Source organism: Pedobacter frigidisoli (genome assembly GCF_004331675.1).
In the GTDB taxonomy this organism is placed as follows: domain Bacteria; phylum Bacteroidota; class Bacteroidia; order Sphingobacteriales; family Sphingobacteriaceae; genus Pedobacter; species Pedobacter frigidisoli.
This window is the reverse complement of sequence record NZ_SJSN01000018.1, coordinates 93,440-104,134: the sequence shown is the minus strand read 5'-3', so window position 1 is coordinate 104,134 and position 10,695 is coordinate 93,440. Positions and strand designations below refer to the sequence as shown.

The 10,695-nt window shown below is 39.3% G+C and carries 8 protein-coding genes; all 8 read right to left on the bottom strand.

Annotated features, from left to right (window positions below):
• Window positions 1–781: 781 nt before the first annotated feature.
• Window positions 782–2,053 (bottom strand): ABC transporter ATP-binding protein, encoded by a 1,272-nt coding sequence (locus EZ449_RS19275; RefSeq protein WP_131561981.1) that lies wholly within the window; start codon window positions 2,051–2,053, stop codon window positions 782–784.
• An 8-nt stretch (window positions 2,054–2,061) separates the two neighbouring features.
• The gene (locus tag EZ449_RS19270) at window positions 2,062–3,171 is read right to left on the bottom strand and encodes an acyltransferase family protein (protein WP_131561979.1); all 1,110 of its coding nucleotides are present in this window, start codon (window positions 3,169–3,171) and stop codon (window positions 2,062–2,064) included.
• Between the two features lie 35 nt (window positions 3,172–3,206).
• The gene (locus tag EZ449_RS19265) at window positions 3,207–4,061 is read right to left on the bottom strand and encodes an ABC transporter permease (RefSeq protein WP_131561977.1); all 855 of its coding nucleotides are present in this window, start codon (window positions 4,059–4,061) and stop codon (window positions 3,207–3,209) included.
• A 6-nt stretch (window positions 4,062–4,067) separates the two neighbouring features.
• A complete protein-coding gene (locus EZ449_RS19260; RefSeq protein WP_165499812.1) occupies window positions 4,068–5,189 on the bottom strand; it encodes a glycosyltransferase family 4 protein in 1,122 nt (373 codons plus the stop codon).
• A gap of 16 nt (window positions 5,190–5,205) precedes the next feature.
• Entirely contained in the window at window positions 5,206–7,002 is a 1,797-nt protein-coding gene (gene asnB, locus EZ449_RS19255) for an asparagine synthase (glutamine-hydrolyzing) (protein ID WP_131561974.1), read from the bottom strand.
• 229 nt (window positions 7,003–7,231) lie between these two features.
• Window positions 7,232–7,735, bottom strand: coding sequence for a UpxY family transcription antiterminator (locus EZ449_RS19250; RefSeq protein ID WP_131561972.1), 504 nt, complete (start codon window positions 7,733–7,735; stop codon window positions 7,232–7,234).
• An 8-nt stretch (window positions 7,736–7,743) separates the two neighbouring features.
• Window positions 7,744–7,914 (bottom strand): hypothetical protein, encoded by a 171-nt coding sequence (locus EZ449_RS22730; protein ID WP_165499811.1) that lies wholly within the window; start codon window positions 7,912–7,914, stop codon window positions 7,744–7,746.
• 373 nt (window positions 7,915–8,287) lie between these two features.
• Window positions 8,288–10,693 (bottom strand): GumC family protein, encoded by a 2,406-nt coding sequence (locus tag EZ449_RS19245; RefSeq protein ID WP_131561970.1) that lies wholly within the window; start codon window positions 10,691–10,693, stop codon window positions 8,288–8,290.
• Between the last annotated feature and the right edge of the window lie 2 nt (window positions 10,694–10,695).

Genomic DNA, 10,695 nt, shown 5'->3' with positions numbered 1-10,695 from the left:
CAAAGGCGTCAAACTCCCCGTCATCCATCTCAAGGTACTTTTTTACCGTTCTGCGGTTACAGTTCAGCGCCTTGCTGATCTTTGAAGCTGAACGTCCGGCAAGGGACATTCGCTTAATTTCATAATACATCATAAATTTGTTCAAGAATGCGTGCATATTCATCAGTTGTCGTAAGCCGATGAAGGTCGTATTAAACGGTGGGGTTTAATTATCCTACCGTTTTTTTTGTGCACTCTTGTTGCCGTTTTTGGTGTATTCTTATTTGCCGATTTCTGTGCAGATTAACTTACTGATTACACCAGGCTGGATGATAAATATAATGGGCATCGAAATTGGTATCACATGTTCTATCATTTAGGCATGGGTAGATATTTTCCCATCTGTTAGGGAGCTTTTTATCTGTATCTAGAAAGTTGAAGTTGTCAAATTCCTCTCGAAAATTTCGCATTTTATTAGATTTTTGAAACCTATTGCGAAATACATTCTTGACTTTGCTCAGTAAATCCATTATCTTTCTTTGTTTCTATAAGAAAATTTTCTTTGGTAATTCCCGGTATTCTATTGTTTGATCAATAGTTGAATTGTCAAGATCTCTGTATTTATAATTCTGGCGGAGCTTTAAGGTAATATTATCTTTCCGCCATAACTAACTTTTTACCTGATATAAATAGGTTGAATTACCAACATTTAACGATTCGTTATCAGTCTTTACCATTTCTTATAGCTCATGGGTTTACTCCTCAATCTCTTAATTTTTTTGATAAGCGTCAGTTACAATTCCTAATTTCTCAAAATTTTAATTCTCATGGGATTGAGGATAATTCCAGTTCCTGTTGTTCTAATAATTGTTTTATCTAGTCCGGAGTATAAGGCATCAGAGACAGTGAATGTGGCAATATTTTCCAAGTACTGAATAGATCTTTCATAGGAAGATAAACCTACAGTAACGTAGTAAGTGTCAGTAGCTAATATAAGATCGTTTTGTTGGAAAATTGCGGTATATCTTCCTGCTTGCATATATTGTTCCTCGCTCCATGATGTCCTAACATTTGTCTCAAGACTGTTGTTAATCCCAATCGCAATAATAAAATGACTAGTAGGCTTGTTAACGATAAATTCTACTACGATTTGCCATGGTAAACCAACAGGTATCTCTTTTAATAATTCCCCATTCAAATCCTCAATTCGCAATTGATGAGCGTAAGCATGTATTTCATCAATAGTTAGTGGTATTGGTATTTCATAGATAGATTTCGATGCCTTGGTGATCTTAATATACTTTTCGATAGCCTTATCCGTTTGGCCATTAAAAGTGATATGTCCATTTTCTAAAAGAATTGCTTTTTTACAAAGCTTTTGAATAGCACTCATATTGTGGCTTACAAATAAAACGGTCCTGCCTTCTCCCTTACTAACTTCATTCATCTTTCCCAAACATTTTTTTTGGAATTCAGCATCACCAACAGCTAAAACCTCATCCACAATTAGTATTTCTGATTCCAGATATGCTGCCACGGCAAAGGCGAGCCTAACATACATTCCCGAACTATAGCGCTTTACCGGAGTGTCAATGTAGCGCTCTATTCCAGAAAAATCAATTATTTCTTGCAATTTATGCTGAATCTCTTTCTTACGCATTCCTAAAATTGCACCATTCAAAAAAATATTCTCCCTGCCACTTAACTCAGGATGAAATCCTGTACCTACTTCCAGGAGACTAGCAATTCTTCCTCTACCGGATATCTTTCCTGTAGTAGGGGCTGTAATTTTACTCAATATCTTTAATAACGTACTTTTTCCGGCTCCATTTCTTCCGATTATTCCCACCGCTTCTCCTTGTTGGATCTCGAAATTGATATCTTTCAAGCTCCACACGATGTTGCTTGTTCCGATAGAATCTCTAACATTTGTTTCTCCAACCTTGAGAAATGGATCTTCCGTACCTCTTATGTTTGCATACCATCTTGCAAGGTCATTACTTATTGTTCCGGTGCCTATTTGTCCCAGATGGTAAGCCTTACTTAAATTTTCAACTTTAATTGCGACTGACATTTTTAATTCTACGGATAAATAAAAATAAATTTCTTCTTCATCTTGAGAAAATGCACCTCATAACCATAGTAGGAGATAAAGGCAGCCAAAAAAGACAGCAGAATATTGAATGGAAAAGCTGATCTGGGTAAGATGGCGGTATAATAATCCTGTGGGATAATAAAGACCTGTTGCCATATATATAAGCTATACGAAATTACTCCAATTTTGGTAACTATTGGGTTATTCAAGATGTCATAAAAAAATCCTTTCCGATGAATGATTGTTGATAATAAAAGATAGCATACAGAAATATCGGTAAGTAAGCCTCCAAATGGCAGCAGAATTTTGCCCATCATTCCTCGATGGGATAAAAAGTAACAGAGAAAGAGTATCAATGTCGCTATTATCTTGAATGATTTACTCCCCCAAAAATTAGAATCCGCTTTCATTAGGCCCTTAAAACATAAAAAGGATAATAGTGCGCCAGTGAAGATTGCATCTGCCCCGTTTAAAAACGGCCCAAGCGATTGTATGTAATATCCCTTATAATACCAAAATACCTTTAGCATGGGCATGAGTCCAATAATTAACACGCAGAAAAGCCAGGCTTTTTTTGTCATTGCTGAGAATACAAAGGGCCAGACCAAATAGAATTGTTCCTCTATAGATAATGACCAGGTATGACCAGTTAACCACGTATTATTGTAAAAAGTAAAGTTAGAGACATATAATATTGGTCCAAGAAAGTTATGAATGTTTAGATCAAGTTTGTAATAAACCATTAATATTCCGATCACGGATAGATAAAGATATAATAAAGGGAAAATTCTCAATACCCTTTTTATAAAAAAATGACTAATATTAATTCTATTGGTTAATAATGTTTCTTTGATCAAAAGGGAAGTAATTAGAAAACCACTGATTATAAAAAAAATTCTTACACCAAGTTCGGCATAAACAAATTTTTCTGTGAATCTGTAATATATTGTCTCCTTTGTAACCGTAAATTTTGCATGGCCAAGAACTACGAGCAATATCGCGATTGCTCTCCAGCCATCGAGTGATGGCAAGTATTTCTCGCTCAAGAAACCTGGTAATGAAAAAGGCTGATTAAGTTTTTTTTTAATTTTTATCATGGAGACTTCTTAAGGTTCCGAATAGCCTACTAATCTTAAACGGTATCAACAAAATTTCTTTCCACCTTGTTAAAGATGAGTATCCCAAAAGTCAGCAGCACAAGAGTAACAAAGGTCACGTAACCCAAACTTCCCCAGCTAAAACTGCCCTCTCCTAAAAAACCATATCTAAATGTTTCGATAATGGGAGTCATGGGGTTGTACTCAATAATCCAGGCGTATTTAGGATATTTATCCAGTGCAGTGGATAATGGGTAGATCACAGTCGTAGCATACATTAGAAGCTGTACCCCAAATCCAACTAAAAAGGTTAGGTCGCGATATTTGGTGGTCATGGCGGATATAATCATTCCTGCCCCCAAACCTAATAAGGCCATTAATATTACGATAAATGGAAACAATATAATAATTGAGGTAGGGTGAAATTTAGCGCCTGAAAAGTAATAGAAACCGAGGAGTATTAAAAACAAAATCATCTGTACCCCAAATCGAATAAGATTACTTGCTACAATACTTAAGGGCACGATCAAACGCGGGAAGTAAACTTTCCCAAAAATGCCTGCGTTATCTCTAAACACAGTTGAGGTCTTGTTTAAACAATCCGCAAAATAGTTCCAGGCGGTAATGCCTGCCATATAAAATAGTGGTTTTGGCAATCCATCAGTTGAGATGCCCGCCAGGTTCCCAAAAATAAAAGTGAAGATAACGGTAGTGAAAAGGGGCTGTATAAAGAACCAAAGTGGACCCAATATGGTCTGTTTGTAAAAGGAAACAAAATCACGTCTGACCAATAAAACCAGAAGATCGCGATACGCCCAAACCTCATTAAGTTTCAGATCGAAAAGTGACCCTTTGCTCTCTATAACCCAGTCGTGCTCATCATTATGCATTTGTTATCAATATGTTTTAGTTGTTAATAGATTTAGAACTTTGTTTTGATAAAGGTTATAGCTAAAATAATCCAAGCATTTGCGTTGAAGTTTTGCAGATCGATCTACTGTATTTTCCTTTTTAAGGTAATCATGAATTGTTGTTTCTATCTCTCTATCATCATCTGGGTTAACAAGTAACCCCAATTGGCCATTTAGCAGGGCATCCCTGCTTCCATCCTGGTTCCCGGCTAATACTGTGCAACCGCATGCGGCAGCCTCTATGAAGACGATACCAAAACCTTCTTTCTTACTTGGCATTACAAATAAGTCGGCCAGTAAGAGGTAATCTACCAATTCATTGTGCGAAATAAAGTCCAGTAGGAACACTTGATTTTCCAGTCCCAGGGTTTTAATCAATTCTTCCAGGCGTTTCCTTTCTTGGGGATCGGCCTTGCCCGCAATCAGATATTTAAGATCTGGGAAATCCTTAATCAGGTTTTTTGTGGCATTAATAATAATGTCATATCCCTTATAGAGTTCTGAGGAGGACAATCGGCTCACGCTAAGTAACACTGGTTGCTTCTTCTTTATTCCATGTCGCTTAAGTAGATAGCTCGGTCTCTCGAACTGTGCGGGAATGTTGAAATAGGGATCCAAACAGTTATTTAAAATTTGGATTGCTTCGGGGGCTATACCATGTTTAGCAATGAGTATGCTTGCAGTATATTCACTGACGGCCCAGATCTCTACATGTTTTCTTAAGAATGATTTTTTCCATGGACTTAAATTCCTCCAGACCTCGATACCATGAGCCATCAGGATAATGCGTTTATTCGAATCCAATAATTTGATCAAAACCGCTATAACCAATAAATTGATATGACTCAATATAATTGTCTTTTTTTGCAGCCCTCTTATGGTAGCCATAATTCCAAAGAAAACCTTATTGCCATTATATCCCTTGAAGTTCTGTTTCGAACAGTATCGATAATCGACATCATCATCCTGGTCGCAAAGAGAAAGGGTCTCAAATGTGCTGTCTGAATGTAGTTCCTCCGAATGGTCATTGAGTACCTTTGCAATGATCTGACTGACCTTTTCGATTCCCCCCGTCAAGCTAAATACATTAAGCGTTAACAGAATCATGCGGTTTTTTCGCCTTTCAAGCCGCATCCCTGTCCTTGAATAACACGTAAAGCGCCATTGCCTTTGACCAATGAAGCTTTCCTGCCTTAAAATCAGACAGGAGCTGATTTACTTTTTTACTTTCTGTGCCAATATGGTTCAGACATTTTTCGTCCTGAAGCCATTTCTGAAAGGGAAAGGTGAATCCCATCTTTGGCCTGTCCCAGATCGCTTGGGGTAACAGTTTTTTAAACGATTCAATAAGCAATGATTTAGGTTGCTCTCCGCTATACAGCACGTTGTCTTTTATACTGCTAACAAGCGATATCAGATCTGCATCCAAAAAAGGTATGCGGACCTCAATGCCATGTTGCATACTCATCGTATCGGTATCTTTCAGCAATTGATTTTGCATATAGAGATTGGTTTCCATCCAACTTGCCCTTTCCTGGTCGCTTAGATGAGGAGGCATATTAACATGGAAGCTTTTTAGTACGAGATTAATTTTGCTAATAGGAAGATTTAGGATTGCTGCGATTTCTGGAGGGCTAAAGATGCCCCGTAAAAAAAGATACTGACCCGCGAAGTTTTTATAACTGAGATAATAGGCCCGTTTGAAAACAGATTTGTTGAAATAGCTGCCAAACTTCAAAAGGGAACTAGGCACAAGTGAGAGATATTTTAACTTTGGCATTCTTCTAAAAGAGGGATATCCGCCAAATAATTCATCTGCCCCAATTCCGGATAGTACAGCTTTCAATCCTTTTTCCTTTGCGAAATAATTGACGAACCAGGAATTGATCCCATCAGTTGTGGGTTGATCCATGGCAGCCAAGGCTCTTGGGAATAGAGAGGAAAATAAATCCTTGCTGATGGTGTAATCCGAGTGGGATCCGCGGATCTGGCTTATTATCAGTTCTTGATAACTTTTTTCGGAGAACTCATGCTCATCAAAATTTATGGATAAGGTGTTCACTCCTTTTTGGTCATTCTCTGCCAATTGTACCTCATCAGCCAAAAGTGTCAGGATGCTGCTATCAATCCCCCCACTTAAGAAAACGCCGATTGGTGCATCAGAGAGAAGGTGCCTTTTTACTGATGCCTTCAATGTCTTGAAGACCTGATCAGTTGCAACAGCTTGGTCCATGATCCTTGGGTTGGCACGGTTAGATTCAAATCCTAGGATCTCAAAGAAATTATTTTGGTGTTCCCAGGATAGATAATGTCCCTTGGCAAGCATGTTTATTCCTAAAAAGGTAGTATAGGGTTCCGGAATGTGCCCAAAGGCAAGGAAATAGATCTTCCAATCCGGATTTTCCTCATGTTTTAGCCATTTAAATGCCCTGACCTCGGATGCAAACACCAGAGATTCATTTGCCGTGCTGAAATATAGCGGCTTGATCCCCGAGGGATCTCTGACCAGAAAACTTTTTCCCAGTTTTCGATCATAGATCGCAAAGGCAAACATGCCCTTTAATTTTGCAAAGCTTCCCGTGCCCCATGCCTGATAGCCTGCAAGGATAACCTCGGTATCACTTTTTGTAGAAAACTCGAAACCCAGTGATATCAATTCTGATCTCAGCTCCAGGTAGTTGTAAATCTCTCCATTGAAAGTGATTGCCAGTTGTCCCTGATGATAAAACATAGGCTGGTGACCGGAAGGGGAGAGGTCTATTAATGCCAATCTCCGGTGTCCAAAGGCTAAGCCCTCTTCGACAAGGAAACCTTCATCATCCGGTCCACCGTGCTCCAATAACTCGCACATAGACTGAATCTCAGACTCAAGCTCCAAATTTCCCTTTTTCTTATCAATTATTCCCGCTATTCGGCACATTTATTTCTTGATTTTCTTAATTCGAAGATTGAGTAGATATCAGTAAGTTTTAATGATATAATTGTTTTTTTCCCCTCTTGCACATGGCTTCGCCCCCTCAGTCACATTTTTATAAAAAATGACTGATCATGCGATTTAATTGACTTACCACGTTCTGCTGAGCAGGAGTGATGTTCTTGGCTTCAAGAGCCACGTTGTAATAGTTCTATGCACACCAGACTCTAGCTAGCTAGAATGGCGTTATAAATGCCATTGACGTGTTGATATTAATTGCATAGCCCATATTGTTTAAACGCAGGATAATACGCTGTTTATTGCGTATCGATACTAGTTCCGCTACCATGCCCTGAAATGGCCCAGCCGTGACCAACACTTTCTCCCCCGCCTTTATATCATATTCAATAAGCTCAAGGTCTGCATCAGTGGCCAAGAGGAGTTTGAGATCATTGATCTGTTGTTCTGGGATGGATGCGATTTGTCCGGAGAAATAGATAAATCTTGCAATGCCATTGGTCATTAACACTTCAGCGTATTCCCTACTTGAGATATATACAAAAAGGTAAGATCTGATCAATGCCTCCTCAACGATTTTTTTTCGATCACTCCATTGCTTTACCGTCTTTTTGAGGGGCAGGTAGGTTGTTATCCCCTTACGGAAAAGCTCATCATAGGCTTTTTTCTCTGCCCGTGAACGCGTATAAACAGGATACCATTTGTATGTATTCTCTATCATTCCCTATGCTAATCGAGTTTTGTCCCCTCCAGATTTAAGATATATGGTAAGGCTTCCAGCACAAAATTCGAAAAATTATCTGAAAGTATGAGGTCATTTCCCCACACATAAAAGTTGTAGAAATCGCTGGATGGATAATCCTGTGTAATCACAGGGCATTTAGGTAAAAAATCTTTCATTGGGACGATGAAGCGACTATAGGTTAATAAGTTTGTTTGTTAGAGCGACTCTCAAATGTAAGTAATTATATGGAATAGCCGTTTTTATTGTCGCCTTTATTATTGCGATTTATCAACTCCTCCCAATTTTGACAGCATTCAATGTTAGTTCGTTAGAGAACCCGAGGCGCAAAGATAAGTGTCACGACAGAAATATAGATAACACTACTGTTTACTTTAGGGTCAACTTTTCATGTTGAGGAACATCATACCTCCTCTTCCGAGCATCCTATGATTGATATATCATGTTACCTTTTGAAAAGCTTAAGTGTAACTGCGTTTTTAAAAAGAATAAGAATAGGCATCCTTTGGATGGGAAAGCCTAATGCCTAGACTATTTTTTCTTCCAAAACTGCCACCACTTTTCTTCTTCCTGCTCATAGTATGCACTACTGCCATATCCGCTATAGTTAGAATAATAATAGGTACCTGATCCACTCTGTGTATAATTGCTGGTGTGTATATTGGAGTGTAACAGCTCATTAGAGAAAGAATTGAGTATAATGCTGATATTGTTCAGTGCATATTCCTTCGACAGGCGTTCAGGTACTGAGGCTGCACTAAACTTGGACACACCTGAACGAATGATAAAAAGGTTGATATCAGCCTGCTTAATGATTGGAATAGAGTCAGAGACCAGTCCGATAGGGGCAGTATCAATGATTACGTATTCATATCTTTCCCTTAGCGCTTCAATAAGCGCTTTCATCCTTGAGCTATGCAATAGCTCAGAAGGGTTTGGTGGAACAGGACCCGAAGTGATGTAATCAAAATGATGATTCTCATCCTGATTGATAATTCCATCCAGGTCGCTCTGGGCGGATAGATAGGTGCTCAGTCCTTTTAGATTTTCGGATCCAAAAGCCTTGTGTAGCTTCGATCGTCGCAGATCTGCAGCAATTAGGATGACCTTCTTATCAATGATGCTCAGCGTGCCAGCGAGGTTGAGGCTCACGAACGACTTTCCTTCCCCCGAGATTTCAGAGGTCACGCAAATCACCTTGTTATCCTTATCAGATGCTAAAAAGCTCAGGTTGGTCCTGACGGATCTAACGGACTCTGCAAAAATTGATTTTGGCTTCTCCAGGGATAACATCTGCTGGGTCTCATTATAGATTTTTCGCTTAAACTTCAATATTACACCAATAATAGGGATAGCGGTTAAGCCTTCTACAGTCTCCACATCATAGATGTAAGGATTCAATAGTCGGGCCAGAACGATCATGCCCAGACCTACCAAAAGTCCGCCAATCATATAGGAGGAATAGATCTGGCTTGCCACCGGCGAAACCGGATTAAACGAAGGCTGGGCCTCATTGATAATGTTTGCACCGGGCGTTACCGCGGCAGAACTGATCTGGGCTGCCAATTTTTTTTCAAACAGTAGGGAGAACATCTTTTGATTGATGTCGAAGTTGCTCTGCAGTTTGGCAAAGTCATTTTCCTTTTCTGGTAGCTGCCCCAAAGACCCATTAACCTTATTGATCTCATTATTGATCAGATCTATTGTTTTTTGGTTGCGATTCTTGAGCGATCTGATATTTCCATATATTAATTGCTTGATCTCCGCAATCTGATCATCGATCTGCTTGATTGGTGCAGCGTCTGCATTAAATTGATTGAGTTTAGTTTCTCTGGCAGATATGAACGTACCTAATTGGGTAATCAAGGCTGGTAATCCCAGACTGGCCACGCCATCAATATCCAGGTTCAAACGGATTTTCTCCTGATTACCTTTCACCTGTTCCTCTAGCTGCTGTATCGAGAATTTTTGAAATTCGAGCTCTGTCCGCTGGGTTTGTAAGGTACTAAGCTTACCGATGTTAAATTGCTTGTCAGTCAACGGATCAACCATTGTGCTACCCGATCTGTAGTTGGAAAGGTTCTTTCCGGACTGGTCTACCTGCCTGTTAAGGAATTCGATCTGACTGTCCAGGTATGCTATGGTCTGCTTGGAAGAGCGTTTTTTCTGTTCAGCATCGTTGAGGATATATTCCTTTATTATTGCGTTCAATATATCTGCTGAGAAAACGGGGTTGAAGTCCGTGTGGGTAACATTCATGATATTACTGTATTTCTCTGCCTCAAAGATATTTAACCCTCCAGCTGCCCGTCCATAGAAATCGGATTTCGTATTGAACTTAAAGCTGTAGTTGCCCTTAGCAGGTATCCTGCTCCTGATACTGAAAAGCATGTTGCCTGCTGAGATAGCCTGTCCATATTTGAAAATCTGTTTCTGATTTGGTTGGTCTGAGGAAATAAGCTGAAAATTGGTGTTGTCGATGGGCTCCACGTTATATGTAGCCCTACTAAAATTTACGCTATCCTGGGCAATGATCTCGATCTTAAAAGGCTCATTTGGATAGAGTTCAGTAGTAAGTACCCTTCCCTTTAAAAAGTAGGATATTTTATAGTTCAAATGGGTGATTGCTTTATTGATAACATCCTGAGAACGCATCACCGTAGCCTCTGTCTGAATGTTATTGCTTTGATAGTACCTGTTATAGCTTCTCATGTTGGCCACTCCATTGCCTGTCATGTCTGATTGGCTATCATCCAATTTTAGTGAGGCATTCGTAGTATAGGTTGGTGGGATAGTCCTGATGTAAAGCCAGGCAACCAGCGTACTGATGATCACGCAGCCCAGAATCCAATACCAACGACTCAGAAAAATCTTGACAACCTTCCAATAGTTAAGTTGCTGATCTACTAAAACACTTTTTACAGGTAAGGCATCCATAG